The 26,502-nt window shown below is 67.9% G+C and carries 21 protein-coding genes and 1 riboswitch; of the genes, 7 read left to right on the top strand and 14 right to left on the bottom strand.

The features are described from left to right. Positions 1-141 precede the first annotated feature (141 nt). Positions 142-1,968 carry a glutamine--fructose-6-phosphate transaminase (isomerizing) gene (glmS, locus tag AC23D6_RS17575; RefSeq protein WP_487750497.1) on the top strand — a complete coding sequence of 609 codons (1,827 nt, stop codon included), beginning with the start codon at positions 142-144 and terminating at the stop codon, positions 1,966-1,968. 72 nt (positions 1,969-2,040) lie between these two features. Here glmS and AC23D6_RS17570 read toward each other — a convergent pair whose 3' ends face one another. The 8 genes from AC23D6_RS17570 to AC23D6_RS17535 form a co-directional block, all read right to left on the bottom strand. Continuing rightward, on the bottom strand, positions 2,041-3,141 hold the full coding sequence (locus AC23D6_RS17570; protein WP_487750496.1) for a toxic anion resistance protein: 1,101 nt from the start codon (positions 3,139-3,141) through the stop codon (positions 2,041-2,043). Next, entirely contained in the window at positions 3,138-3,809 is a 672-nt protein-coding gene (locus AC23D6_RS17565; RefSeq protein ID WP_487750495.1) for a hypothetical protein, read from the bottom strand. Before AC23D6_RS17565 ends, AC23D6_RS17570 begins: the two co-directional genes overlap by 4 nt. Further along, entirely contained in the window at positions 3,806-9,136 is a 5,331-nt protein-coding gene (locus AC23D6_RS17560) for a DNA repair ATPase (protein WP_487750494.1), read from the bottom strand. Before AC23D6_RS17560 ends, AC23D6_RS17565 begins: the two co-directional genes overlap by 4 nt. Before the next feature lie 90 nt (positions 9,137-9,226). Beyond that, complete coding sequence (locus AC23D6_RS17555) at positions 9,227-11,203, bottom strand: flotillin family protein (protein ID WP_487750493.1); 1,977 nt, start codon at positions 11,201-11,203, stop codon at positions 9,227-9,229. Positions 11,204-11,233: 30 nt separating this feature from the next. Continuing rightward, positions 11,234-11,869, bottom strand: coding sequence for a hypothetical protein (locus tag AC23D6_RS17550; RefSeq protein WP_487750492.1), 636 nt, complete (start codon positions 11,867-11,869; stop codon positions 11,234-11,236). A 15-nt stretch (positions 11,870-11,884) separates the two neighbouring features. Beyond that, positions 11,885-12,550 carry a PspA/IM30 family protein gene (locus tag AC23D6_RS17545; RefSeq protein WP_487750491.1) on the bottom strand — a complete coding sequence of 222 codons (666 nt, stop codon included), beginning with the start codon at positions 12,548-12,550 and terminating at the stop codon, positions 11,885-11,887. Continuing rightward, complete coding sequence (locus AC23D6_RS17540; protein ID WP_487750490.1) at positions 12,550-13,191, bottom strand: YjfI family protein; 642 nt, start codon at positions 13,189-13,191, stop codon at positions 12,550-12,552. Before AC23D6_RS17540 ends, AC23D6_RS17545 begins: the two co-directional genes overlap by 1 nt. A gap of 63 nt (positions 13,192-13,254) precedes the next feature. Continuing rightward, the gene (locus AC23D6_RS17535) at positions 13,255-13,728 is read right to left on the bottom strand and encodes an Lrp/AsnC family transcriptional regulator (RefSeq protein ID WP_487750489.1); all 474 of its coding nucleotides are present in this window, start codon (positions 13,726-13,728) and stop codon (positions 13,255-13,257) included. 105 nt (positions 13,729-13,833) lie between these two features. On the opposite strand from AC23D6_RS17535, the gene AC23D6_RS17530 reads away from it, so the two are divergent. From AC23D6_RS17530 to AC23D6_RS17520, 3 genes are all read left to right on the top strand, one after another. Continuing rightward, entirely contained in the window at positions 13,834-14,787 is a 954-nt protein-coding gene (locus AC23D6_RS17530; protein WP_487750488.1) for a proline dehydrogenase family protein, read from the top strand. Continuing rightward, positions 14,780-15,205, top strand: a complete 426-nt coding sequence (locus tag AC23D6_RS17525; RefSeq protein ID WP_487750487.1) for a DUF2000 family protein — start codon at positions 14,780-14,782, stop codon at positions 15,203-15,205. Before AC23D6_RS17530 ends, AC23D6_RS17525 begins: the two co-directional genes overlap by 8 nt. Before the next feature lie 166 nt (positions 15,206-15,371). After that, on the top strand, positions 15,372-16,451 hold the full coding sequence (locus AC23D6_RS17520; protein ID WP_487750486.1) for a glycerophosphodiester phosphodiesterase: 1,080 nt from the start codon (positions 15,372-15,374) through the stop codon (positions 16,449-16,451). A 1-nt stretch (position 16,452) separates the two neighbouring features. On the opposite strand, the gene AC23D6_RS17515 is transcribed toward AC23D6_RS17520, so the two are convergent. From AC23D6_RS17515 to fabA, 3 genes are all read right to left on the bottom strand, one after another. Beyond that, positions 16,453-18,537, bottom strand: a complete 2,085-nt coding sequence (locus AC23D6_RS17515; protein ID WP_487750485.1) for a putative bifunctional diguanylate cyclase/phosphodiesterase — start codon at positions 18,535-18,537, stop codon at positions 16,453-16,455. A gap of 121 nt (positions 18,538-18,658) precedes the next feature. After that, complete coding sequence (fabB, locus tag AC23D6_RS17510; protein WP_487750484.1) at positions 18,659-19,867, bottom strand: beta-ketoacyl-ACP synthase I; 1,209 nt, start codon at positions 19,865-19,867, stop codon at positions 18,659-18,661. Continuing rightward, entirely contained in the window at positions 19,867-20,382 is a 516-nt protein-coding gene (fabA, locus tag AC23D6_RS17505) for a 3-hydroxyacyl-[acyl-carrier-protein] dehydratase FabA (RefSeq protein WP_487750483.1), read from the bottom strand. Before fabA ends, fabB begins: the two co-directional genes overlap by 1 nt. A 214-nt stretch (positions 20,383-20,596) precedes the next feature. Here fabA and dinB point away from each other — a divergent pair, with 214 nt between their 5' ends. Beyond that, positions 20,597-21,667 carry a DNA polymerase IV gene (dinB, locus tag AC23D6_RS17500; RefSeq protein ID WP_487750482.1) on the top strand — a complete coding sequence of 357 codons (1,071 nt, stop codon included), beginning with the start codon at positions 20,597-20,599 and terminating at the stop codon, positions 21,665-21,667. Positions 21,668-21,789: 122 nt separating this feature from the next. After that, positions 21,790-22,266, top strand: coding sequence for a hypothetical protein (locus tag AC23D6_RS17495; RefSeq protein WP_487750481.1), 477 nt, complete (start codon positions 21,790-21,792; stop codon positions 22,264-22,266). A 42-nt stretch (positions 22,267-22,308) separates the two neighbouring features. Here AC23D6_RS17495 and btuB read toward each other — a convergent pair whose 3' ends face one another. The 3 genes from btuB to AC23D6_RS17480 all read right to left on the bottom strand — a co-directional run bounded on the left by btuB (position 22,309) and on the right by AC23D6_RS17480 (position 25,691). After that, entirely contained in the window at positions 22,309-24,177 is a 1,869-nt protein-coding gene (gene btuB, locus AC23D6_RS17490; RefSeq protein ID WP_487750480.1) for a TonB-dependent vitamin B12 receptor, read from the bottom strand. Positions 24,178-24,295: 118 nt separating this feature from the next. Further along, positions 24,296-24,515: riboswitch (cobalamin riboswitch) on the bottom strand. A 325-nt stretch (positions 24,516-24,840) separates the two neighbouring features. Further along, positions 24,841-25,209 (bottom strand): TfoX/Sxy family protein, encoded by a 369-nt coding sequence (locus AC23D6_RS17485; protein ID WP_487750479.1) that lies wholly within the window; start codon positions 25,207-25,209, stop codon positions 24,841-24,843. Further along, complete coding sequence (locus tag AC23D6_RS17480; protein ID WP_487750478.1) at positions 25,206-25,691, bottom strand: GAF domain-containing protein; 486 nt, start codon at positions 25,689-25,691, stop codon at positions 25,206-25,208. Before AC23D6_RS17480 ends, AC23D6_RS17485 begins: the two co-directional genes overlap by 4 nt. An 82-nt stretch (positions 25,692-25,773) precedes the next feature. Between AC23D6_RS17480 and AC23D6_RS17475 the strand changes: the two genes are divergently transcribed. Next, positions 25,774-26,499, top strand: a complete 726-nt coding sequence (locus tag AC23D6_RS17475; protein ID WP_487750477.1) for a TMEM175 family protein — start codon at positions 25,774-25,776, stop codon at positions 26,497-26,499. Positions 26,500-26,502 lie beyond the last annotated feature (3 nt).

The following is a 26,502-nucleotide window of genomic DNA, read 5'->3' as shown; positions in this document are numbered from 1 at the left end:
AACGCAAGTGGTTGATTCACAAGGGGGTTGTCCGGCGCCAGAGGCTGTCCGGGTGTCCGCGGACACTCGCCGGACACGGCCTGTCCCGTGCCGGACACGTAGAATGTCCATTCGTTTCACTCAGATGGAAGACACAGGCCTATGTGCGGAATTGTGGGCGCGATCGCCGATCGCGACGTGGTACCGGTACTCATCGAGGGACTGAAGCGGCTGGAATACCGGGGCTACGATTCCGCGGGCATCGCGGTGGTCGACCGGCAGGACGTGCGCCGCGTGCGCCGCACCGGCCGCGTCGCCGAAATGGAAAGTGCCGCCGCCGCGGAAGGGTTCAACGCGAGTCTGGGCATCGGCCACACCCGCTGGGCCACCCATGGCGGCGTCACCGAAGCCAACGCGCACCCGCACATCAGCCACGGTGTGGCGCTGGTGCACAACGGCATCATCGAGAACCACGAGGAGCAGCGCGAGAAGTTGCGCGCCCTCGGCTACGTGTTCGAATCGCAGACCGACACCGAAGTCATCGCCCACCTGATGCACCACCACCTCAAGGGCGGCGATGACCTGCTGGCGGCGCTGCAGCGCACGGTGAAGGAGCTCACCGGCGCCTACGCGCTGGCCGTGGTGAGCCGCAAGGAACCCGAGCGCATGGTCTGCGCGCGCATGGGGTGCCCGCTGCTGATCGGCCTGGGCGAGGGGGAGAACTTCATCGCTTCGGACGTGTCCGCGATCATCCAGGCCACGCGCCGCGTCATCTTCCTGGAAGAAGGCGATACCGCCGAAGTCACGCGCCAGTCGGTGCGCGTGTTCGACGGAAAGGACCAACCCGTCGAGCGCGACGTGCACGTCTCCGACGTGTCGTTGGCCTCGCTGGAGCTGGGCCCGTATCGACACTTCATGCAGAAGGAGATCCACGAGCAGCCGCGCGCGATCGCCGACACCATCGAGGCGGTGGTCGACGGGGGCTTCCAGCCCACGCTGTTCGGCGCCAATGCGGAAGCCGCATTGAAGGACATCGAGGGCGTGCAGATCCTCGCCTGCGGTACCAGCTATTACGCGGGCATGACTGCGCGCTACTGGCTGGAAGCCATCGCCGGCGTGCCGTGCAATGTCGAGATCGCCAGCGAGTACCGCTACCGCGCCGCGTACGCGAACCCCAAGCACCTGATCGTCACCATTTCCCAATCCGGCGAAACGCTGGACACGATGGAGGCGCTGAAGTACGCCAAGTCGCTGGGCCACGAGCACACGCTGTCGATCTGCAACGTGCCCGAGAGCGCCATTCCGCGCGCCAGCGAGCTGGTCTGCTACACGCGTGCGGGCGCCGAGATCGGCGTGGCCTCCACCAAGGCCTTCACCACGCAGCTGGCGGCGCTGTTCCAGTTGACCGTCGTGCTGGGCAAGCTGCGCGGCAAGGTGACGCCGGCGCAGGAAGCCGACTACCTGGAGCAACTGCGCCACCTGCCGGGCAGCGTGCAGCATGCGTTGAACCTGGAACCGCAGATCGCCGCATGGGCTGAGCGCTTTGCGCCGAAGTCCGACGCGCTGTTCCTCGGCCGCGGCCTGCATTACCCGATCGCGCTGGAAGGCGCGCTCAAGCTAAAGGAAATCTCCTACATCCATGCCGAGGCCTACCCGGCCGGCGAACTGAAGCACGGCCCGCTGGCGCTGGTGGATGCCGACATGCCGGTGGTGGTGATCGCACCCAACGACGTGCTGCTGGAGAAGGTGAAGTCCAACATGCAGGAAGTGCGCGCGCGCGGCGGCGAGCTGTTCGTGTTCACCGACCAGGACAGCCATTTCAGCGAATCGGAAGGCGTGCATGTCATCCGCACCCCGCGCCATGTCGGCGTGCTCAGCCCCATCGTGCACACCATCCCCGTGCAGCTGCTGGCGTACCACACTGCACTGGCGCGCGGCACCGACGTGGACAAGCCGCGCAATTTGGCGAAGTCGGTGACGGTGGAGTAAACCCGGCATGCCGGACGCAAGAAGGGCCGCCCAGGGCGGCCCTTCTTCATTTCGCCAGCGGTAACCGTGCGATCAGGCCGGATTGGCGCTCGTGGGAAGGGCGAGGCGCTTCTCCAGGTCTTCGCGCATGCCGGCCAGTTCGCTGCTCAGCTGTTTGCGGTGCGCCATGCCCTCGCGATGGATTTCGCGGACTTCCTCGACCGTGCGGATCAGGGTGTCGTTGACGGTGCGCAGCGTGTCCACGTCGATCACCGAGCGCTGGTTGGCGCGCGCGGTACCGACAGCGGTGGCGTGAACCAGTTCGGCATTCTTGCGCATCAGCTCGTTGCTGGCGTCGTCGATGGCGTTCGCCAGCTCCACCGCGTTGCGCTGGTCGGCCAGCGACAGCTGGATGGCGAACTGGTTGCGCCACATCGGGATGGTGATGTCGCGCACCGCGCTGAACTTCTCGATCAGCTGGATCGCGTTGGCCTGGATCAGGCGGATCATCGGCAGCGTCTGGTCGGCAGCGTGCTGCAGCACCTGCAGGTCGGACACGCGCTTGTCGATAAGGCGGAGCGCCGTGTCGAGCGCGGCGCGGCGGCTGCGCGACTCCGGATCTTCCTGGCCCGACAGCGACGCCAGTTCCGCTTCCAGTTCCGCAATGCGCACGCGGCCGGCGGCGACGTGCACGCCCAGTTCGCGTCGCTCCTCGCGCACGATGTCGTGCATCTGGTCGTACTCGCGTACGCGCTGCTGCTGGATCTGCTGGGTTTTGCCGACATCGGCCATCAGATGGTCGATCTGCCGGTTGGTGGAGCTGTAGCGCTGCACCAGGTCGTCCCTGGTCGCGCGCAGGCGATCGATCAACGCGCCGATGACCGGCACCTTGGAGCGGCCGTGGAAGGACTCCAGGTTGAGTGAGCGCGCGATGCGCACGACTTCGCCCAGCTTGTCGCCGCTGCTGTCCAGGTCCGCGTTGCGCACCTTGTCCAATAGTTGCGTGCTGAACGCGCTCGTCTTGGTGGTGGCCTCGCGGCCATAGGTGTGCAGGTTGCCCGGCGCGATATCGTCCAGCGCCCTAGCGGTTTCCTGGATACGCGGAATGTCGGCGCTGTCCAGGCCCAGGTCGGTCAGCAGCTGTGGCGATAGGGCGGCGGGGACCAGCGTCTGGTCGGGATTCGGCGTCGTCATGGGACCTCCTGTGCAGGGTTATCGGGTGCCGGCACCGTGGTCGGCGCAGGCAAGTGGTCGATGTAGGCTTCCAGTTCGTCGATCGTCCGCCGGGCAGAGGATAGCTGCATTCCCTGCGCGACACCGGCGGCCACGCCCTGCTGCTGGTCGAGCAGCACGGCAAGCCGGGGCAACTGCTGCGCATGGCGCTCGGCCACGGCCAGCGCGTTGGCGGCGACCAGGTCCAGCTGGCTGGCGGTGATCTCGTAGGCGGTGCGCAGCGCGACCAGATGATCCAGTCGCGCGGAGGGCGTTGTCGCGGCTTCGCCCGCGAAGGCGGCGGCCTGCGCGTCGATGTCGTGTTGCAGCAGCGCGCAGGCCTGGCGAAGCCGCGCCGCGTGCCCGGCGAGTACCGCATGCTGATCGCGCAGCCGCGCGGCCTGCGCCTGTGCGCGGACGAGCAGGACGCCGCTGCGCTCGCGCAGCGCGCGCGCCTCGGCGCCGAGGCGGATGTCGCGGCCGATCAGCCGGCCCCAGAAGCCGACGCTGCGTCGCAACGCACGCGTATCGGCCGACAGCAGCGCCGCACGCAGATCGCGCAGCGTCTCGAGCAGATCGCCGATGTCGGCCCCGCCAAGCGCGCGGATCGCGCCGGCGTGGTCGGCCAGGATGGAGGCTTCCGTCGTCACCGCGGCGCCTCATCGTCGTCAGGCGGAGGCGGGTCCGGCGACACGTCGAGGATGGGCGTCGGGCGCTCCTCGCGAAACTCAAGGTCGGCGATGACGCGATCGAAAGCAACCTGCCGCGACGAGCGCGGCTTGGCCTTGGCGCGCGTACCGGCGGGCGGCGCTTCCACCGGAGTACGCAAGGCATCGGCCAGCGCGATCACCGCGGTACTCAGCTGATCCTGGCGCGCCAGCGTCTGCCGCAGCGCTTCCAGCACCGGCGCAGTGTCTGTCACGGGCGCCGGCGTGGCCGGAGCCGTGGGCACGGGATGGGCCGTTTCCGTCGGGCGCAATGCCTGCAGGGCGGTAAGCAGGGCCTCCCACGGCGCGGGCGTCGGGACCGGCGTCTCGTGTGTGGGCGTGCCGAGGCGCTGCAGCCCCGCCGCGATGTCCGCGAGCTGCGCGACCATGCGACCGCCCACGTCGGCGTCGTCGGACCCCATCGCCTTGTTGCGCATGAAGTCGGCCTTGATCTGCTTCCAGCGCCCTTGCTCCGCGTCGGTCAGCGTGCCGCGCAGCTCACCGAGCTTCAGCAGGTTCTCTTCGGCGCCGGTGGTCAGCAACTGGGCTTCACCGAGATAATGGTCCGACAGCAGTTGCTGCAGCTCGGCCGCATTCATCACCGGCGATATCTTCTCCGCCAGCTTGTTCATGTTGCGGTAGCTGCCCTGGAGTCTGAAGGGCGGTTCGATGCGGTATTTGTCCGCCTGCGCGGCGCTGGCGATGTACTGCTGGTTGACCTTATAGACCACGTCGCGCACCGACAGCAGCCGCGACAGTACCGCGACGATCTCGTTGACCTCTGCGCCGCTGTATGCGTGCGAGAGCTGGTTGGTGCTCACTTCCTTGCCGAGCGCCTTGTCGACCAGCAGGTACAGGTCGGACATGTCGCGCGTGGCCAGCGGCGCCAGCACCGGATTGGACGTCAGGCAGTTCTCCACGTAGCTCAGCAGGAAGGCGTCTTCCATGCCGCCCAGCACATCGCCCAGGTTGTAGATGTCGGCGCGGTTGGCCAGCATGTCCGGGATCTTGAACACCTCGCCGGACTCGGTGTACGGGTTGCCCGCCATCACCACCGCGAACTTGCGACCGCGCATGTCGTAGGTCTTGGTCTTGCCGCGCCAGACGCCCTCGATGCGCCGGGTGCCGTCGCAGAGCGAAATGAACTTCTGCAGGAATTCCGGATGCGTATGCTGGATGTCGTCGATGTACAGCATGACGTTGCTGCCCATCTCCAACCCGAGGTTGAGCTTCTCCAGCTCCTGCCGCGATGTGGCGTCCGGTGCCTGCGCAGGATCCAGCGAGCGCACTTCATGGCCCAGCGCGGGACCGTTGACCTTCATGAAGACCAGGCCCAAGCGGTGCGCCACGTACTCCATCAGCGTGGTCTTGCCGTAGCCCGGCGGCGAGATCAGCATCAGCAATCCCATCAGGTCGCTGCGCTTGCTCTCGCCCACCGTGCCCATTTGCTTGGCGAGGTTGTCGCCGATCACCGGCAGGTAGACGTCGTTGATCAGGCGGTTGCGTACGAACGAGGTCAGCGGCCTGGCCTTGAACTCCGACAGGCGCATGGACGTACGTTCGTGCTGGACGACTTCGGCGCGCAGAGCTTGATACTGCTGCCACGCGGGGACGAAGCGGTCGCAGTGCGCGGCAAAACGCGCCAGCAAGTCGTCCACCGCCACCGCTAGGCGCCCCCCGGCGATCCGCGGGTGGTCGCCCAGCAGGCCGTCCACCTGCGCCATCAGCGTGACGTGGTCCACGACGTGGGTCAGCTGCGCGCCGTGGCGGAACAGCGCAACCGCCTCGGTTACGTAGGGTGCCGTTGGCGCCAGGCCCGGCGTGGTGGCCAGTGCGGAGAACGCCTGCAGCAGCAGTTGCCACGCTGCCGCTGGGCGGTCGTTCAACCGCTGCAATGCGCTCTTGAGCACGGCGCCGCTTTCGTCTTCCGCCAAGCGCTTGGTGAAGGTGGTCACCAATGCTTCAGCGTAGTGGGTGAAGCGGTACGTCGGCGTTGCGTCGCTCAACGTGTCGGCGAGAAACGCGGCGGCAGCGGCGGATGCATCGGCCGGCAGCGGGAGCGCTTCATCTTGGAGCCAGACAGCGATCGCCGCAGCCAGTTCGTCACGCGCGCCGGCCAGGGCACCGACGCCAGGCGACAGCGCATCGATCGCGCGCGCGGCGCGCAGGCGATCAAGGGTCTCCTGCGGTGTGGCGTCGCGGCGGCACGCATAGGCGACCGCCAGGGCGCGGGCTGCCGGCGCATGCACCAGCGTGCCGGCCGCCTGTTGTAAGGGCAGGAACGTCCGCAGTATCGCGGCGGCGTCGTGATCGTGAATACCTTTTTCGTAGCCTTCGCGGTATCGCGGCGCGGCGTAGTCGCGCACGATGCGATCCAGTGCGGCCGGATCGGACAACGCCTGCGCCAGCGTCTGCATGTCCACGCCATGGCGACCGGCTCGCGCATCCTCCAGCAGCCGGCCGGCCAGGTATTCGCCGCGGTAGATCGCGGGCGATTCCGATTCCAGCGACACGTCCCAGTACGGCTTCAGGGCCTCCAGCGCCGGGTCGTGCAACGGCTCCAGGTAGTCGGTGCCGGTGAGGTGAACGGCTAACGCGTCGCCGCGCGGGATGAGGGTCAGGTCCAGCGGCTGCGTGTTGACGCTGAACCGATGGCGCGGCCCCAGGCGAATGACGTTGCCGGCCTCCTCGAACAGGTCGCTGCGATCCCGCAGTCCGCGTACGGCCTGGTCGCGCGCGGCCTTGATGCGCGCTTCAACATCGTCGGCCTTCACGGAATCCTTCAGCTCGCGCAGGCGCTCGGCCAGTTCGCGCAGCTTTAGGATCAGGGCGTCGCCGGCGAAGAAGGCGTTGAGTTCGTCCGGCGTGGTGAAACGCTCGGTGCGCCGGCCCAGGCCTTCCAGGATGCGATTCGCCGCATCCAGCACGGACTGCGCCTTGCGCTGCCGCTCGTCGAGCAGCGCCTGCCTGTGGCCTTCGAACGCCTCCAGCATCTCTTCGCGCTTGGTCAGGATGTCGCCGAGGAACTGCTCGTGCTCGCCGAACTGGCTCTCCAGTTCCTCCAGTTGCACCATCAGGCGAGAGAGCTGCTCGTCCGCGCGCTCCGGCGTGGTGGCCAGCGCCAGGGCGTTGGCCACCGCTTGGCCGAACAGGGTGAACTGCGCGCCGAACTGGGCGACGGATTCGGCCGAACCCAGTTCGCGGCGCCGTTGCGTGGCGCGCGCGCGCGTCTGGTTGAGGCGGGCGTAGATGGACGACAACGCATCCACCACGCGCGTACGCTGGGTGGCGTCCTCGACCTTCAGCGTGGCCATCAGTTCGGACAGCATGTCCAGCTCCCCGGACATGGCCTGCATGGCGTCGATCGCCTCGCCCAGTTCGCGCGCGCTCTTCGCCTTCTGTGCCTGTTCGTCCAGGGCGAGAAGGCGTTGCTGAAACGGTTGCAGCGCCTTCTCGCCGGCGAGGAAGTCGCCGGTCGCCGCACCGATGCGCGCATGCGCCTCCTGCAGCGTCGCCGTCATCGCGTCGATGGCGGCCGTGTCGATGTAGCGGTAGTCGCGGATCGTCAGCAAGTGGCCGCGCAGGCGCGACACGGCGCCGAGCGCGTCGACGAACTCGCCGACCTGCTGCCAGCCCTCCGGCTGCAGGCGGCCGACCAGCGCGCGGTGGTCGCGTTGCGCTTGCGCCATGGCCGTGTCGGACTGGCGGCGGATCTCCTGCACTTTTTCGTACTCGTCCAGCACCGATTCGCCGGTGGCGGCGATGTCGTGCAGCAACGTGGCCAGGCCGTCGCACTGCGCGTCGTCGATCCAGTGGTGCAGGTCGAACAGGCGCCGCGTGCCGTGGGTCAGCAACTGGTAGCGCTGGGCGGAGACGTCTTCGCGTTCGATCTCGCGGGCGAGGTCCAGCAGGTTGGACATGGCGCGGACCAGCTCGGCGTTGCCGAGGCGGCCCATGAAGGATGTGCCCGGCGGCCGGGTGGCGGCGAACTCGTCGGAGGTGAACGGTGTCTGCCATACCTGCATCTGGTGCACGCGCGTGGGGTCGTCGTTCTCTGCGCGGAACAGCACCATGCGGCCGTCGTGCAGACGGGCATAGCCGTGCGCCAGCACCGGTGGCTGCAAGCGGCGCTGGATCAGGTTGTAGACCAGCAGTGCGGCCTGGCCGGTTTCGCGCGCGTAGAAGATGTACAGCACGTCCTCGCCGTTGGGCGAGCGGATCGTGCGCTTGTACTGCATGTCCTGCACGGTGGCATCGAACGCCTTGTGTTCGCCGTTCTGCAGGTAGTAGCCACCAGGGAAGATGATGCCGTGGTCTTCGGGCAGCTGGATGCAGGCCTGCACGATGGCGTCTACGCGCGCGACCTTGCCGGTCAGCGTGTTGTAGACCAGGCCGCGCCATACGGTCTCGCGGTAGGGCAGAACCTTCAGCAGGATCAACGAACCGACGCGCGCGTACTCGAATTGCGCGTCATCCAGCGACTGCGTGCGGTCCTCGACCGGTTCGCTGTAGACGCCGGCACCGGTCTCGGTGTTGTTCTCCACCTTGAGGGTGAGGTCGCCGCCGGTGGTCTCGACGAACAAGGTGTCGAGAATGTTCAGGTGCGGATGGCGGCCGCTGACTTCCATGTCCTTGGTGGCGCGGACCCATTCGAAGTCGAACGGCGGCGGTAGCACGATGTCGCGCTCGCCACGCGCATCCAGGTAGCTGATGCCGCCGTCCGAGGCCAGCGTCCAGCGGAACACGCGCACGTCGCTGGACTTCAGGCCGATCTGGAACGCCATCAGCAGCCGGCCGTCGCGCACGATCAGCTGCAGCAGGCGGGCGTCCTTGTAGTAGCTGTACAACTCGCCGAAGTCGCGCTGGAAGGTGCCCTCGGACAGGAAGCTGGTCGCCAGGTCCACCGGGGCGACGTCAAAGCCCTCGGCCGTCTCCACCAACCGGTACAAACCGAACACGTCGGCCACCGAGGTGGTCGCCTTCAGGCCCATGTAGACGTTGAAGCCGAACAGCAGCAGGTCGCCGACCTGGACGATATCGCGACCGACGGAATTGTGTTCGGTGCGGATGCGCAGGCGGCCGATGGCCTCCATGCGGCTGTCGCCGAACTCCTGCAGGCGCTGCGCGTTGAGCGCGTCGGCCAGGCCACGCAGGCGCGTACCCTGTTCGCTCAGGCGCCGGCGCAGGACCTCATAGGCACCGCCTTGGGCGACAGCTTGATCGACCTGCGCGCCAGCGGAAGTCGCGTGATTGTTTGCGGTGTCGGACATCGGACCTCGTCCTCGCCCGTCCTGGGCGGTCGATGCGGAAAATCGGAGCCGGCGGGTAGGCCCGCCGGCCCGGCTGGGGCGTGACGGCGATCAGGCGTCGGCGACTTCCGCTTGGGTGCGACCGGCCAGTGGCAGACCCGTGCCGGCGAGGCGACCCAGCAACTGCGCGGCGATCGGGCTTTCGCCCACGATGCCTTCCAAGGCCTTGCCCAGCGATACGCCCTTGGTCAGCGCGTTGAACACGCCGCCGTCGCCACCGATCAACTCGATGTTGGCGCTCTTCAGCGCGCTGGCCAGCACTTCGGCGTTCTCACGCGAGATCGCCTTGCCCGCGTCGATCGACGCCAGCAACTGGCGCAGCTGGGTTTCCAGCAGCATGCGGAATTCCTCGTGGCTGCGCGCATCCGGGCTCATCTTGCCCATCGCATCGAACTTGGAAGTCAGGCCCTCTGCTTCGGCCGACATCTTCTTGGCGATGTTGCTGGCTTCGGCATCGCCCATGGCCTGGGCGGCGCTGGCGTTGGCTTGGCCGAGTTTCTGCGCGCCTTCAGCCTCGGCGGTCAGGCGTTCGGTCAGCACGCGCGCGTCGGCATTGCCTTGCTTGTAGGTCGCGTCGGCCTTGGCTTCCAGCACGCGGGCTTCGGCCAGTCCGGTCTTCTCCATGGCCACGGCGTTGGCTTCCCGCACTTGCGCTTCGGCCAGGCCGGGCGCGGCGCTTTCGGCGCGAACGCCATCGGCCAGCACGCGCTTGGCTTCGGCCTGCTTGCCGGCGGCCTGCAATTCCGCCTCCGCCAGCACGGTCAGTTCGACCGCGCGGTGACGCGCGGCCTGCTCGGCGGCTTCGGCGGCCTTCACGTCCTTGACCAGCGTCTCCTGGGCAGCGGCCTCGGCAGCCAGCACGGTCACCTGCTTGGCGCGGTCGGCCTCGGCGACCTCGCGGGTCTCCTTGATCTTCTCCTCAGCCACGGCAACCGTCTGTTCGATCTGCGTGCGCTCGCGCACGACGTTGGCCACTTCCATGCGGCCCTGCTCGACGACCTTGTCGCGGTCGACCTGCTGCATCTGGACTTCCTTGTCGGTGTTGACGCGCTCGAGCTGCTCGGCGCGCGCCACGCGCTCAAGTTCGATCGCGACGGCGCGGCGGCGGTTCTGCTCGGCCACCTCGACCTGGCGCAGCTGCTCCTGCTCGCGGATCTTGATCTGCTCCTCGGTCTCCAGGCGCGCGCGCTCGGCGACCTGGCGCTGCTCCTCGATCACCTTCGCCGTCTCGGCGGCTTCGCGGGCCCGCACCGTTTCCACCTCGCGCTTCTGACGCGCTTCGGCCTCGGCCTGCTGACGCTCAAGCGCCAGCAGCGCCTCGCGTGCCTCCGTGTTCTTCTTGGTGATGGCCAGCTTTTCATTCTGCTCCAGTTCGTTGGTGTGGACGTTCTGGCGCGCGGTGAGTTCGGTGATCTTGCGGATGCCCTCGGCGTCGAGGATGTTGCTGGGGTCCAGCAGGTGCTTGGGCGTCTGCTCCAGATAATCGATGGCGACGTCTTCCAGCACGTAGCCGTTGAGGTCCTGGCCGATGACGGCCACGATCTCGTCGCGGAATTCCTGGCGCTTGTCAAACAGGTCGGTGAAGTCGAACTTCTTGCCAACGGTCTTCAAGGCTTCGGAGAACTTGGCATTGAACAGTTCGTCGACTGCGTGCTTGTCCGAGGCGCGGTCGGCACCGATGGCCTTGGCCACGCGGAGCACATCGGCGGGCGTTTCGTTGACGCGCAGGTAGAACGCGACCGCGATGTCCGCACGCATGTTGTCTTTGCAGACCAGGCCCTCCTTGCCGCGGCGGTCCACTTGCAGGGTGATCAGGCTGATCTTCATCAGCTCGGCCTTGTACAGCACCGGGATGATCAGCGCCCCGGTGAAATGCACCTTGGGCTGGGAGCTCATGTCGTTGACGATGAGGGCGGTGCCCTGTTCGACCTTCTTGTAGAAGGCCTTGAAGATGCCGATGAAGCCTAGTCCCAGCACCAGCAAGACGCCGAGGCCGATGACGAAGGGAAGGATCGTGGCAGTGCTCATGGCGGAACTCCTTGTAGACGGCGCGGGTGCTTACTGCTGGTGGAAGGCGGTTTCGGAAATGACGCGGTAGGTGTTGCCCGGTTCGAGATGCTCGATCAGGACGACGCGGTCGCCTCGCGAGAAGCGTTCGCCGGGCAGGGTGCGGACCTGCAGGATCAGGCCCGCACCTCCGTCGTCGAAGTGGGCGCGCCCGGTATCGGTGTCCGCGTGCGCCGAGATCACCGCGCCGGCACGGCCCAGCACGGAAGGCGGGACTGGCGGGCGCAGGCGATGGATGAGGGCGGCCAGGGGGCGCAGCGCGAGCGAGGCGGCCAGCGCGCCGGGCAGCAGCGCGACAATCGCCACGCCTGCCCCGACGATCCAGCGCAGGGCGTCGGGCACATGCTGGAGCAGGAACAACTGTACGAAGTAGGTGATCAGCCAGCCGAAGAGCGACAACACCGTCAGCACCAGCATCATCGGCACGCCGGACAGGCCCAGCTTGGCGAGCATGCCGGCGATCGCACTGGGCTCGACGCTGTCGCCGTCGGTGGCGACCCATCCGTCCACGGCATCGAGGTCGACGATGCCAGTGGCCGCCAGCAGCCAATACACCGTGCAGAAAGCAAGTAATACGCTGTAGATCAGCGTAGGAAAGGTCAGAGCGGTGTTCAGAAATTCGGTCATTGATCTTCCCCGGATTCAGCGTTTGCGCGCTGAAGACGTGATGCGTTTGCGGGCGCGGTCCAGCACCGCTTCCGCCGGATCCGCGGCCGTCTTCTTTCCGCGCTTGACTGGACTATCAGCAGGAGGGGTCAGGTCGGGCGTGCGCCGATGCTTCATGCGCGCGGCGGATGCGAACGCGGGCTCTGGGTGGAGCGCATCGCCCGGCTGCCGTCGCGCCACCGTCGCCTGCGCGCGCTGCAGGCTGTTGGAGGCACGCAGCAGGTCCCATTGATGCTTGAGCCGGCGCAGACGGCCTTCGAGCTGGTCCACGCTATGCGCGAACAGGCGCTCAAGGGCGGCGAGCCGCTGGGCCTCCTCCATCCGCTCGCTGCGCTCGGTCTCAAGGCGAACGACCTCGTCGGCGGCGGTGCGTGCCTGTGCGAGACGGTCCTGCCGCAAGGCAGCGTCCACTGTTGCCTCGGCCTCACCCATCTGGGACGTCAGGACGGCCTGGCGCTGCTCGTTGGCGATCCGGCGTGCCTTCGCCGCGGCATGTTGGCCTCGTGCCTCGTGCAGCGCATCGTCCACGGCCCGGATTTCCCCGTCCAGCAAGCGTTCGGCACGGTCGCCCATCACGGCGTCGGCCAACCCTTCCATGCCCTCTTGGATGCGCTTGAAGAGGGTCTTCAGCGTGTCCGGCATCAGCTTCTCCTCCGCGTCGTGACGCGCAGGAACGGGCGGTAAGCTTCGGTAGCGGCGATGACGTTTTCGGCCAGCGTCTCGATCTCGAACATGACGTTGGCGAGGCTGGAGTGGCTGTCGAGCGCGCCGAACATGGTGTATCCGGCGACGCCGCCGATCCGTTGGAGTCCGATGGTCGAGAGTGGCAGAAGTACATGGGTACTCAGGACGTGCGCGTTGAACGCGCCGGGGTCAATCACGTCCTCCACCGGCCAGAGGTAGGCCTCCACCAGGATCTGCTCGCCGCCGACAGCGAGGAATACCGACAGGTCGCCGTACTCGTGCATGACCAGGTGCAGGCTGGGTTCGGCGCCCTCGATGGTCTCCAGGCTCATCAGGCCGTCGCGTACGGTGCTGGTCTGCATCAGCGCGTGACGGATGGCGGCCACGGTCCAGCCGGCCTCGGTGGGCTGCGCGGCTAGGTAGGGAATGCCGGCGTTGCGATCGGACTCGCGCATCGATCTCTCGATGGCGGCCAACTCCTCGGCATACTCGGGCCGGATCCAAACATCTTTCTTGACCAGCCCCTGCTCGCGCATGCGTTCGCGATAGTTGCGGACGTGCAGCGTGGATGCCTTGATGGCGGGGCGCGGGGCTGTCATGAAATAAACGGTAGTTCTTACATGTAATGATGTCAAGCGTGGTGGCCGGGCTGATTGGATGCGTCAATCCACCGGCAACACCGGCGTCTCCTTGAGTTCGCGCAGGACGAACATGGTGTTCATGGACTTGATGCCCGGCAGGCGCCGGAGCCGTTGCATGGCGAAGCGGGCGTAGGCGTCCAGGTCGGCGGCGACCACCTGCAGCACGAAGTCCGCTTCGCCGGTCACCGCGAAGCAGGCGTGGACTTCGTCCATGGCGGCCAGTTCATGTTCGAAACGGCGCGCCTCAGCCTCCGAATGGCTGTCGATGCTGATCCTGACCAGCGCCATCACACCCAGGCCCAATTGTTCCCGGTCGAGGACGGCGCGGTATCCGCGGATCAGCCCGGACGACTCCATCTGTTTCACGCGCCGCCAGCAGGGGGATGGCGCCATGTGGATGCGCTCGGCCAGTTCCTGGTTGGACAGGCGTCCCTCCTTCTGCAGGATGCGGAGGATCTCGCGGTCGCGTTTGTCGATCGGGGCGGTTTTGCTCATTTCTTTCTCGCTTACGGCAGGGCCTGGAAGAATCTATCGCAAGATCCGCCTTTGACCGGTACATCGGTCAGCCTATTCCAAGGCTGCCGGGACATTCTTTCGGCCATGGATACTTATTGGCGACGCCTCTTCTCCCGCCTGGCGGGCTCCGAACGATGGAAGGCATGGGGGCAGTCGGCCGGCGTGGGGCGCGCGCTGGCTGCGCGCTACTGCGGCGGCGCCGATGCGCAAGCCGCCGCGGACACCGCACGGCGGCTGCGAGACGAAGGCATCGCCTGCTCGCTGTTCCACCTTGGCGAATACGTCCGCTCGCCGATGGAGGTCGAGCGCAACGTCCAGGCCAAGCGCGATGCCGTGGCGGCGCTGGCGGCGGCCGGGCTGGACGTTCACGTGTCGGTCGATCCCACCCAACTGGGGCTGCTGGAGTCCACGGACACGCTGGCGCGCAACCTGGCGCGGATCGGCACGGACCTCGTCGCGGCCGCCACCCGTCCGGGCCGGCACGCGTTGATGCTCGACATGGAGGATGCCAGCGTCACCGATGCCACCCTGGCTGGGCACGATGCGCTGCGTGCTGCCGGGATTCCCGCCGCGATCACGTTGCAGGCTTACCGGCACCGCACCGCGGACGACCTGGCGCGGCTGATCGCGGACGGTGCGATGGTCCGGCTGGTGAAGGGCGCCTTCCCGGCCAGCGCGGATCTGGCCCTGCAACGGCGGGAGGACGTGACCGCCGCCTTCCTCACTCATGCGCGCGCCCTGCTGTCGCCGGCGGCCCGCCGCGCGGGCGTGTATCCGGTGTTCGCCACCCACGACGCCGGTCTGCACGAGGCCATCGCGGCCTTCGCCGCACGCGCCGGCTGGCCACCGGAGGCCTACGAGTTCGAGATGCTGCTGGGCGCGCGCGATGAGGTCGCGCGCGGATTGGCGCAGGCGGGTCGACGCGTACGCCTGTACGTGCCGTTCGGCGCGGACTGGTGGCCCTACGCCATGCGCCGCATCGGCGAGAATCCGTCCACAGTGCGCTTCCTGCTGCGGGGAGTCGCCGGTCATGGATGAGTCGGTGGCTCGCCGCATCGCGGTGGTGGTGGATCCGGGTGCGCCGCTGGGGCTGCTGGCCAACGCCGTGGGCGTGGTGGCGGCCGGGTTGGGGGCGGCCTTTCCCGCGCTGGCGGGACAGGCGCTGCACGATGCCGCCGGGCGCCGTTTCATGGCCAGTGCCAGTGTGCCGGTGCCGGTGTTGCAGGCGACGCCGGCCGCCCTGCTGGCGCTGCTGGACGCCGCCCGAGGCGCCGACGGGCTGGATGCGGTGGTGGCGTTCCCCTGCTTCGCGCGCGAGATCCACGATTTCGCCACCTATCGCGCCGTGCTGGCCACGCGCGATCTTGCCGGCGAGCCGCTGGCCGCGGTGGGCGTGGCGGGCCGGTCCGAGGTGGTCAAGGCACTGACGCGACGTCATTCGTTGCTGCGGGGCTAGGGCGCGCCCGGTGTCGCCGGCCTGTCACACGCCAGGCGCACACTGTGTCCGGCAACGAGGCACCTCTCTCCTCCCGCGTTGCAAACCGGAGCCCGGCGGAAGCCGGGCTTCGTGCTTTCCGGACGTTGTCGCGCCCGTGGCATGCTCACCCGATGAGGATCGCACCATGCCCTTCCCACATCTGCTCGCGGTCCTGACGGCAGTCGCGCCGCTGACCTACGCGGGTGACTCGTCCGAGCGTCCCCTCGTCATCGCGCACCGCGGCGCCAGCGCGCACCTGCCGGAGCACACGCTGGCGGCTTACGCGCGAGCCATCGAGGATGGCGCCGATTACATCGAGCCGGATCTGGTCGCGACGCGCGACGGTGTGCTGGTCGCCCGCCACGAGAACGAAATCAGCGGGACCACCGATATCGCGCAACGCCCCGAATTCGCCCACCGCAAGCGCCGGCAAGTGATCGATGGCGACGCCTTCGAAGGCTGGTTCACCGAAGACTTCACCCTGGCCGAGTTGAAGACGCTGCGCGCACGCGAGCGGTTGCCACAGCTGCGCGGTACGGACCATGACGGTGCGTTCGAGATCGCGACGCTGGAGGAGATCATCGCGCTCGCCGCGGAACACGCAGCACGCAGCGGGCGGACCGTGGGCCTGATCCCGGAGATCAAGCATCCCAGCCATTTCCGCCGCATCGGTCTGTCGATGGAGGAGACCTTGCTGCAGGCGCTGGCGGCGCACGCGTACACGCGTCAGGCACCGGTGGTGATCCAGTCGTTCGAACAGGACAACCTGCGCGTGTTGCGCAGGCGCCTGGGCCAGGCGCATCCGAACATCCGCCTGCTGCAGTTGCTGGGTCCCGCCGATGCGGTGCCCGGCGACGCGCGGGCCGCGGACATGGCCCGGCGCTATGCCGACCTGATGACGCCGGCGGGCCTGAAGGACATCGCCACCTATGCGGACCTGCTCGGACCCTGGACGCGCAGCCTGATGCCGGAAGCGGCGGACGGCACGCTGGGTTCGCCTACGGACCTGATGCGCGATGCGCGCGCGGCGGGCCTGCCGGTGTGGCCCTACACGTTCCGGCCCGAGAACCATTTCCTGCCGTCGGCGCGGCGCGAAGGCGACGATCCGCGCACGCGCAACGAGGCGGGATCGATCGCCGAGATCCGCGCCTACCTGGCGCTCGGCATCAGTGGCTTCTTCACTGACGATCCGGCCGTGGGCCGGCGCGCGGTGGACGGGCGCTGACTCAGGCGGTGGCGCAGTCGGCGCTGGGCGCAGCCATGCTGCGCACCAACCGGTCCGCGGCCGCCGGTTCGCCGAGCAGGTAACCCTGGTAGAAATCGCAGCCCAACTGGCGCAGCTGCCGCTGCTGGCCGGGCGTTTCCACGCCCTCGGCGACGACCTTGAGGTTCAGCGTGCGGCCCAGCGCGACGATCGAGGCGACGATGGCCGCGTCGTCGGCATTGGATTCCAGTTCGCGAACGAAGGCGCGGTCGATCTTCAGCTCGGTGGCCGGCAGGCGCTTGAGGTACAGCAGGCTGGAATAGCCGGTGCCGAAGTCGTCGATGGAAATGCGGATGCCCATGCGCGTCAGCGCGTCGAGGATGCCGACGCTGGCATCCGCATCGCGCATGGCGGTGGTCTCGGTGATCTCCAGCGTCAGGCGTGTCGGGTCCAGCGCGTGCCGCGCCAGCGTGTCGCGCACGGTGTCGACCAGGGTGGGCGAGGAGAACTGCAGGGGCGACAGGTTCACCGCCATGGTGGGCACGTCGTGGCCGGCGTCGTCCCACGCGCGCAACTGGCGGCAGGCTTCGTCCAGCACCCATTCGCCCAGGCTCAGGATCAGTCCGCTGCGTTCGGCCGCGGCGATGAACGCGCCCGGTGCCAGGAGGCCCATCTCGGGGTGCTGCCAGCGCACTAGCGCTTCTACGCCCGCCATCCGGTAGTCCGGCGCGGCGAACTTGGGTTGGTAGTGCAGCAGGAGTTCGTTGCGCTCCACGGCGCGGCGCAGGTCGTTGAGCAGTTTCAGCTGCTGGTGCGCGCTGACGTTCATCGATGGCGCGAAAAACGTGTATCCGTTCCGGCCGTTGTCCTTGGTGTGGTACATCGCGGCATCCGCGTGCGCCATCAGATCGCGCTCGGTGATGCCGTCGGACGGGTACATGGCGATCCCGAGGCTGGCGGTCACCTGCACGTCGATACCCTGCGCCTGGATCGGCATCGCGACCGCATCGAGGATGCGCTGCGCGACCACCGCGGCATCGTCGGGGTCGCTCGAGGGAGCGACCAGCACGAATTCGTCGCCACCGAGCCGCGACAGCGTGTCCTGGCCACGCAGTAGTCCACGCACGCGGCTGGCGACGGCGACCAGCAGCGCATCGCCTGCCTGGTGGCCGTAGGCGTCGTTGATGCTCTTGAAGCCGTCGAGATCCAGGAACATCACCGCCAGGGATTCCTGCTTGCGCTTGGCCTTCTCGATGGCCTGCTCGATGCGGTCCTGCAGCAGCACGCGGTTCGGCAGGCGGGTAAGTGGGTCGTGCAGCGCCGCCTGTACCAGCTCTTCGTTGGCGCGCGCCAGCGAGATCGCCAGATGGCGCGTGCGCAGATGCATCTGCCGGTCCAACACGGAGACGATCAGCGCGATCCCCATGATCGCGACGGTGGCCACCACCACCAGGACCGCCAGCCACGGCGCGGGGACGCCGCCGTCGCGGGCCGCGCCGCACCAGCTGTCCGCCGGGAAGCGCGCGGCCGCCATGCCGGTGTAGTGCATGCCGACAATGGCGAAACCCATCACCACGGCCGCCGCCAGCCGCATCCAGTGGCGGCGATGGCCACGGCGCAGGTGGAAGGCGATCCACAACGCCGCGCCCGACGCGACTACGGCAATGGCGATGGACAGCGCGAACCACAGAGGGTCGTAGTCGATGCCAGGCTGCATGCGCAGCGCGGCCATGCCGATGTAGTGCATCAGCGCGATGCCCGCGCCCATCAGCACGGCGCCGAGGCAGAGCAGACGCCTGGGAAGATCGGGACGCGAGACCAGCCACAACGCGAATGCCGATGCGCCCACCGCGGCCAGCATCGAATACAGGGTGATGGCGAGGTCGTAGCCCAGTGGGATGGGCAGGTCGAAGGCCAGCATGCCGACGAAATGCATCGACCAGATGCCCAGGCCCATCGCCAGCGCGCCGCCGGCCAGCCACCCGCGCGCGGCCGTGGTGCCCTGGGTGGTCGTCACGCGGCTGGCCATGTCCAGCGCCGTGTAGGACGCCAGGATGGCGACCAGCAGCGAGAAGAGGACGAGGACCTCGTTGTAGGTTCCGGACATGGGGGAGCGCCGATGCCCGGTGGGGGCTGTCGACACTGTATCGGCCGCTACGCTTCTAACTTGAGTCCTGCCGCCTCCTCCCGCGCTCGCGCGCGGGAGAGGCCTTCAGCCTGTTGCGGGCTCAGACGCGCCCGAACACCAGGCTGGCGTTGGTGCCGCCGAAGCCGAAGCTGTTCGACATCACCGTATTGAGCGTCGCATCCCGGCTTGTCTGCACGATGGGAAAGCCCGCTGCGCCTTCGTCCAGCGTTTCGATATTGGCCGAGCCCGCGATGAAACCCTCGCGCATCATCAGCAGGCAGTAGATCGCCTCGTGCACGCTGGCCGCGCCCAGCGAGTGGCCGGACAGCGCCTTGGTCGAGGAGATCGGCGGCAGCGTGTCGCCCAGTGCGGTGCGGATCGCATCGAGTTCGATCACGTCGCCCAGCGGCGTCGAGGTGCCGTGGGTGTTGAGGTAGTCCAGCGGCGCGGTGACGCCTTCCAGCGCCATCCGCATGCAACGCACGGCACCTTCGCCGGATGGCGCCACCATGTCGGCGCCATCGGACGTCACGCCGTAGCCCAGCAGTTCGGCGTGGATGCGGGCGCCGCGCTTCACCGCGTGGTCGTAATCCTCCAGCACCAGCATGCCGCCGCCGCCGGCGATGACGAACCCGTCGCGGTCCGTATCGTAGGGACGCGAAGCATGGGTCGGGTCGTCATTGCGCTTGCTCGACAGCGCGCCCATGGCATCGAACATCATCGTCAATGCCCAGTGCAGTTCTTCGCCGCCGCCGGCGAAGACGATGTCCTGACGACCGGCGCGGATCAGGTCCGCCGCCGCGCCGATGCAGTGCGCAGAGGTCGCGCAGGCGGCGGAAATCGAATAGCTCACGCCCTTGATCTTGAACGCCGTGGCCAGCGTGGCCGAGACCGTGGAGCACATCGTGCGCGGCACCATGTACGGCCCGACCTTGCGGATGCCGCGCGCGCGCAGCAGGTCCGCGGCTTCGATCTGCCATTCGGCCGAGCCGCCGCCCGAGCCGGCGATCAGGCCGGTGCGCGGCTGGCTGACCAGTGCATCGTCCAGGCCCGCGTCGGCGATGGCATCGCGCAGCGCGATGTGCGCGAACGCGGCCGCATCGCCCATGAAGCGCTTTTGTTTGCGGTCGATCTGCGCATCGAGGTCGATCTCCGGCGCGCCGCCGACCTGGCTGCGGAAGCCGAGCTCGGCGTATTGCGGGATGTGGCGGATGCCCGAGCGGCCTTCGCGCAGCGCGGCCGACACGGTGTCCGCATCGTTGCCCAGGCACGAGGTGATGCCCAGGCCGGTGATGACGACACGGCGCATCAGAAGCTCTCCGTCGAAGTGAACAGGCCCACACGCAAATCGCGTGCGGTGTAGATCTCGCGGCCGTCGACGAGCATGCGTCCGTCGGCCACCGCCAGCACCAGCTTGCGGTTGACCACGCGGCTGATGTCGATCTCGTAGCTCACGCGCTGGGCGGTGGGCAGCACTTGGCCGGTGAACTTCACTTCGCCGGAGCCGAGCGCACGTCCGCGGCCGGGTGCGCCGAGCCACGTGAGGAAGAAACCGGTCAACTGCCACATCGCATCCAGGCCCAGGCAGCCGGGCATCACCGGATCGCCGAGGAAGTGGCACTGGAAGAACCACAGGTCCGGATGGATATCGAGTTCGGCGCGCACCATGCCCTTGCCGTGCGCGCCACCGTCCTGGCGGATCTCGGTGATGCGGTCGAACATCAGCATCGGGTCGTTCGGAAGGCGGCCGCTGTCGGGGCCGAACAGTTCACCGCGCGCGCTGGCCAGCAGCTGTTCGCGCGAGTAGGAAGCGGGGGCGTTCATTGCGTGATCCGTTCTGCGAAGCCCCAAATAATGCACACATGTGCATACGCTTGTCTTGATGTAGATCAACCGGGTTTTTCCATACGCCGGCGTACCATCGGCGAAGTGCAATCGCGGCAAGGGTTTCGCGCTTTTCGCCCTCGACTCCACACGCGTGCGTATCGTGCGTGCCTGCATCCATGCGATCGCGTACGGCCGCCGATATCATCGCGTGATGCGCAAAATCATCCACATCGACATGGACGCGTTCTACGCGTCGGTGGAGCAGCGCGACGACCCGTCGCTGCGCGGGCGACCGGTGGTGGTGGCGTGGCGCGGCGAGCGTTCGGTGGTGTGCGCGGCGTCGTATGAAGCGCGCGTGTTCGGCGTGCGCTCGGCGATGCCGGCGGTCCGCGCGGAACGGTTGTGCCCGCAGGCGGTGTTCGTGCCGCCGGACTTCACCCGCTACAAGGCGGTGTCGCGACAGGTGCGCGAGATCTTCCTGCGCCATACCGACCTGGTCGAGCCCCTGTCGCTGGACGAAGCCTATCTCGACGTCACCACGCCGAAATCGGATCTGCCGACCGCCACCGCCGTGGCCGAGACCATCCGCGCGCAGATCCGCGAAGAAACGCAGCTCACCGCATCCGCCGGTGTGGCGCCGAACAAGTTCCTCGCCAAGATCGCATCGGACTGGCGCAAGCCCGACGGGCAGTTTGTGCTGCGGCCGCACCAGGTGGAGGCGTTCCTGACGCCACTGCCGGTGGAGCGCATCCCCGGCGTGGGAAAGGTGATGCAGGGCCGGTTGAACGCGGACGGTATCCGCACCGTCGGCGACCTGCGTGCGTATGCACAGCAGGAGCTCGAAGCGCGCTACGGCAGCTTCGGTGGCAGCCTGTACCGGCGCGCGCGCGGTATCGACGAACGGCCCGTCGAGCCGGACCAGCCGGTGCAGTCGATCTCCTCCGAAGATACCTTCGCTACCGACCTGCTGCTGTCCGAACTGGAACCGCACATCGTCCGCATCGCGGAGAAGGCCTGGCAGGCCACCCGCAAGACCGAGCGCGTCGGCCGCACCGTGGTGTTGAAGCTGAAGACGGCGCAGTTCCGTCTGCTCACCCGCAGCTTCACGCCGGAGTCGCCGCCGGCGTCGGCGCAAGAGTTCATCGACATTGCGCTCGCCCTGCGCGAGCGCGTGGACCTGCCCGCGACGACGCGCTATCGGCTGGTCGGCGTGGGGCTGTCCGGCTTCCGCGACCGCGAGGAAGTCGCGTCCCAGCCCGGGCTGTTCGACAGCCTGGTTTGACGACGGTCACGATGCGGCTGCGCACATCGCCGCTGCGCGTTGGCAGTCGCGTCCTCCGCCTGCCAGCGCGCGCCGCGGCGTAGCGGTAGGCTCGCGCCATCGACCCGAAGAGGAGGCAGACGATGGTTTCGATCCGACAGGGGGCCGCCGCCGAACTCTGGCAAGCGGTGGTGCGCGAAGCGTGCGCACGCTGTGGGCAGACGCTGGACGAGGCGCAGGAGAGCTACCTGGTCTTCGTGCTGTTGCGGCACCAGCGCGATGGCCAGTTGCTGGCGCGCACCCAGGCGCTGGAATGGCTGGAGGCGCAACTGCGCGTGGGCAGCGCACGCACCGATGCGCTGCGCGATGTCGGCGACCGCTGCCTGCTGATCGCCGGGCTGTTTCCCGCGCTGGCGCAGCGGCGCCGCGTCAGCGTGGACTACTTCATCGACCTCGGCCGTGGCGCCTACCAGGGCGTGGCCGAGAGCGGGCGCAGCGCATATACCGACCTCTTCGCCCAACTGGCATGCACCTACCACCAGCTCGTGCAGACGCTGCGGGCGATACGGGGTGAGCGCATCGTGCCGGTGCTCGGGCGCCACGCCGGCCCGCTGCACTGAGTTCGCCGGTGACCCGCCGGGGGCGGGCCACCGGGAGGCATCTCAGTCGCGCGGCTGGTAGCGCAAGCTCAGGCCGTAGGTGCGGCCGGCCTGGTTGTACCAGGCGACGGTCTCGTACGCGTGGTCGAACACATTGCCCACCTTCGCCTGCAGCGTCCACGCCGGCGCGATGGCGTATTCAAGGCGCAGGTCCAGCGTGCTGTAGCCGCCCAGGCGATCGGTGTTGGCCAGGTTGTCGTAGCGCTCGCCCGCGGCGTTGAACGTCACGCCGGTGCGGAACGCGCCGAACGCGCGATCCACGTCGATGCGTGCGGTGTTGCGCGGACGACGCGCCAGCAGGTTGTCGTGGTTGGGGCCCGCCGAACGGTTGCGCGGATCGGTGTGGCTCAGCTGGGTGGCGATGTCGAAGCCGGCCAGGGTGAAATCGACGGTGAACTCGGCGCCGCGGATGCGGGCTTCGTCGATGTTGTTGGGCAGGAAGATCGCCGCGTCATACGAGATCAGCTGATCCACCTTGTTCTGGTAGACGTTGAACGTCCAGTTCCAGGTGTTCGCGTACTGCGCGATGCCGACGTTGACGCTTTCGGATTCTTCCGGCTTGAGGTCCGGATTGCCGAAGAACGGGTAGTACAGGTCGTTGAAGCTCGGTGCCTTGAAGCCGGTCGCCACGCTGGCGGTCAGCTTCAGGCCATCGCCGAAACCGAAGCCATAGCCGAGGCTGCCGGTGGTGTGGTTGCCGAACTGTTCGTTGTCGTCGTTGCGGACGCTGGCCTGCAGCTGATGCGCGCCGAAGCGGCCCTGGTACTCGACGAAGCCCGCCAGGTTGTCGCGCTGGGTGACGTCGAAATCAGTGTCGCTTTCCACTTTGTCGTCCTGCCAGTCGACGCCGGCGGTCAGCAGCTGGTTCGTCGCCAACGTGAAGTCGCCCTGCAGCGAGGCCACGTAGCGACGCGTTTCGAAGTAGCCCATCTGCACGTCGTCGAGGAAGTCGTCAGACTTGTCGTCGTTGCGGCCCAGGCTCAGCAGCAGGTTGACCTTGTCGCTCGGGGCGTAGCGCAGCTTGGTGCCCAGCACCTGCTGCACGGTCTCGGAGCGGTTGGTGAAACTGCCGTCGAACTCGCTCTCGCCGTCGGCACGCAGCGCGTTGGCTTCCAGCGTCAGGGTGTCGGTGAACGAATAACCGCCGCGCAGGTTGGCCGAGGTGTTGCGGTAGCCGTCACGGTCGGGTTCGTCGGTGAAGCAGCCGGCGCCATCGAACGGATCAATGGGGTCGCCAGCGGTGCCACGGCAGGCATTGAAGCCGTCCGTGCGCGTGTACGCCACGTCGGCGCCGAACCAACCGCGCGCGTTGCCGCCACCGATGCCGGCGCTGGCTTCGCGCGTGCTGTCGCTGCCGACGCCGATGCGGAAGTTCGGGCGCACCTTGCCGGTGTTGCGGCGGGTGAACACCTGGATCACGCCGCCGATCGCTTCCGAGCCCCACAGGCTCGAGCGCGGGCCGCGGACGATTTCGACACGGTCGATCTGGTCGATCGGCAGGTCCTGCAGCGCCGGCAAGCCGGCGGTCGCCGAGCCCATGCGCACGCCGTCCACGAGCACCAGCACGTGATCGGACTCGGCGCCGCGCAGATTGAGCGTGGTGATCTTGCCGGCGCCGCCCTGGTTGGCGATCGAGATGCCGGCGCGGCCCTGCAACAGTTCGCCCAGCGAGCGCGCCTGGCTGCGCTGGATGGCGTCGCGGCCGATCACCTGGGCCGGGACCAGGCTGTCTTCGACGGACACCTCGGTACGCGTGCCGGAGACGACGATTTCGTCGAAGTCGGTGGCGTCCTGCGCGTGCGCGGCGAACGGCAGCGCCATCGCGACCGCAAGGGCCAGCAGGGAAGGGGAGGAAAGGGTACGGCTCTGCATCGGAACAACTCCATCGCGCGCCCCGCGCGCATTCTTCGGCGTGGAGTCGCGATGGAAAGGGAAGCGGAGCGGACAGCGCAGGCGAGCGGCGCGGCACGCCGCGACGCCCTCCGCATCGCAACCAGTGGACTTCCAGGCCGGTCTCCGGGCTTGCGAACGAGTGCAGGACACTCCGCCGTGGCGCCTTCCCATGCGTGTTGGACGCACAGTGGCCGATGCCGCGGCTGTCTTCGCCTACCGTTGCGGGGGCAGCGCCGGAATGCCGCCGTGGGGCGGGTCACCGGCTTCCCGTTTCAACCCGGCACGAAGCACGGGTCACCTGAAAGCGCGCGCAGTATACGGGAAGCGCGCGCACCGTGGTCCGGCGTAGAGCGGAGCTTGCTCCGCTGCTTATGTGGGAACGGCCGGCGTGCGGCGTCGAGCAAGCTCGACGCTACGAGGGCGGGACGCGCGCGGGTTACCTCCAAGAGGCGCGTAGAGCGGAGCTTGCTCCGCTGCTTTTGTGGGACGGCCGGCGTGCGGCGTCGAGCAAGCTCGACGCTACGAAGGTGGGGCGCGCGAGGGTTGCCTCCAGGAGGCGCGCAGAGCGGAGCTTGCTCCGCTGCTTCTTGGCATCGGCGGATGGGCGACATGCACCCAACGCGACGTTGTGAATGGTCGCGATCAGTCGTCGCCGCGCGAGTCGAACAGGTTGAGCGAAGGGCCGGTGTCTTCTTCCTGCTCGGTGTGGGTCGTGGTGACCGGACCGGCGGCCGGCCGGCCACGCGGCGGCGGCAGCAGGGCTGCAGCGGCATCGTAGGCGACCAGCAGTTCGCCGCGGCGCACTTCGGGCAGTTGCTGCCAGTGGCAGTCCAGCAGGGCACCTTCCAGCGCGTACAGCAGGTTGAGGCTCGGGCGGAACCCGGCGCGCTTGACCCGGATGAAGGCTTCCACCGCGCCGACCGACTCCAGATCCTCCTGCGTGCGCAGGCCGACCTGGCGGAGCCAGGCGGCGGACTTGGGGCCGATGTTGCGCAGCTTGGTGCCTGTCATGTCAGGGAGTCCAGAAAGATGGCGGCGATGCGTTCCATGCCCGCCTGATCGTCGGCATCGAAGCGCGCCAGGCGTGGGCTGTCGAGGTCGAGCACGCCGACCAGGTCATCCCCTTTCACCAGCGGGACCACCAGTTCCGAGCGCGATGCGGAATCGCAGGCGATGTGGCCCGGGAAGGCGTCCACGTCGTCTACGCGCTGGGTCTGGCGGGTGCGTGCGGCGGCTCCGCAGACCCCCTTGTCCAACGGGATCCGCACGCAGGCTGGTAGTCCTTGAAACGGACCGACCACCAATTCCCGGCCATCGAAGAAGTAGAAGCCCACCCAGTTGAAGTCGGGAAGGGCGTGGTACAGCAATGCGGCCAGGTTGGCGGCATTGGCGATCCGGTCCGGTTCGCCGGCCAAGAGGGCGCGGGCCTGTTCGGCCAGCTGTGCGTATTGTTCCGGCTTGCTGCCGGAGAGCGTTTGGGAGGCGAATGACATGCCGCCGATTCTACTCCCGGCCCCTCGCAGTGGCCCGATATGATGCATTCCATCAGCGAACCTGACGGGGACACGGGTGGGCATGAATGCAGGCGATGACGAAGCCGGGTGGCGCGGCCACGGGGTGACCAGGCTGGAGGCGTTCGTGGACGCGGCGTTCGCGTTCGCGGTGACCTTGCTGGTCATCTCCGTGGACCGTATCCCGGACAGCATCGGCGCGCTGCAGCAGGCGCTGAAGAACGTGCCGGCGTTCGCCGCCAGTTTCGCGATGGTGGCGATGTTCTGGTACGCGCACGTGCGCTGGAGTCGGCGCTACCGCCTCGGTACCGTGCCGGCCACCCTGCTGAGCCTGTTGCTCGTGTTCCTGGTGCTGGTCTACGTGTATCCGCTGCGGCTGCTGCTGGGCACCTTCTTCGCGTGGATCACCGGCGGCTGGTTGCCGATGCCGCTGACCGACGCCAATGGCGCGCGTCCGCTGGCCTTCATGTTCACCTTCTACGGTCTGGCGTTCGCCTCGATGTCGGCCTGCATCGGCGGCCTGTACGTGCTGGCCTGGCGTGCACGCGCGCGGCTGGGGCTGGATGGCGAGGCCGCCGCGAACGCCGCCGGCGAAGTCGCTTCGCATGTTTACTTCGTCGGCGTAGGCCTGCTGTCGGTGCTGATCGCCAGCCTGCTGGGCGAGCACGCGCGGTCCTGGCAGGTCGCGATGCCGGGCAGTGTGTACTTCCTGCTGTCCTTCACCGGGTTAGTCCACGTCTGGGGCCAACGCTGGGGCGCGCGCCGCTGGCCGGAACACGGGGAGGGCTAGGCG

The sequence above is a fragment of the Pseudoxanthomonas sp. G3 genome, from assembly GCF_057654715.1.
The sequence above is the reverse complement of the archived record's forward strand: the minus strand, read 5'-3'. Positions and strand labels throughout refer to the sequence as shown.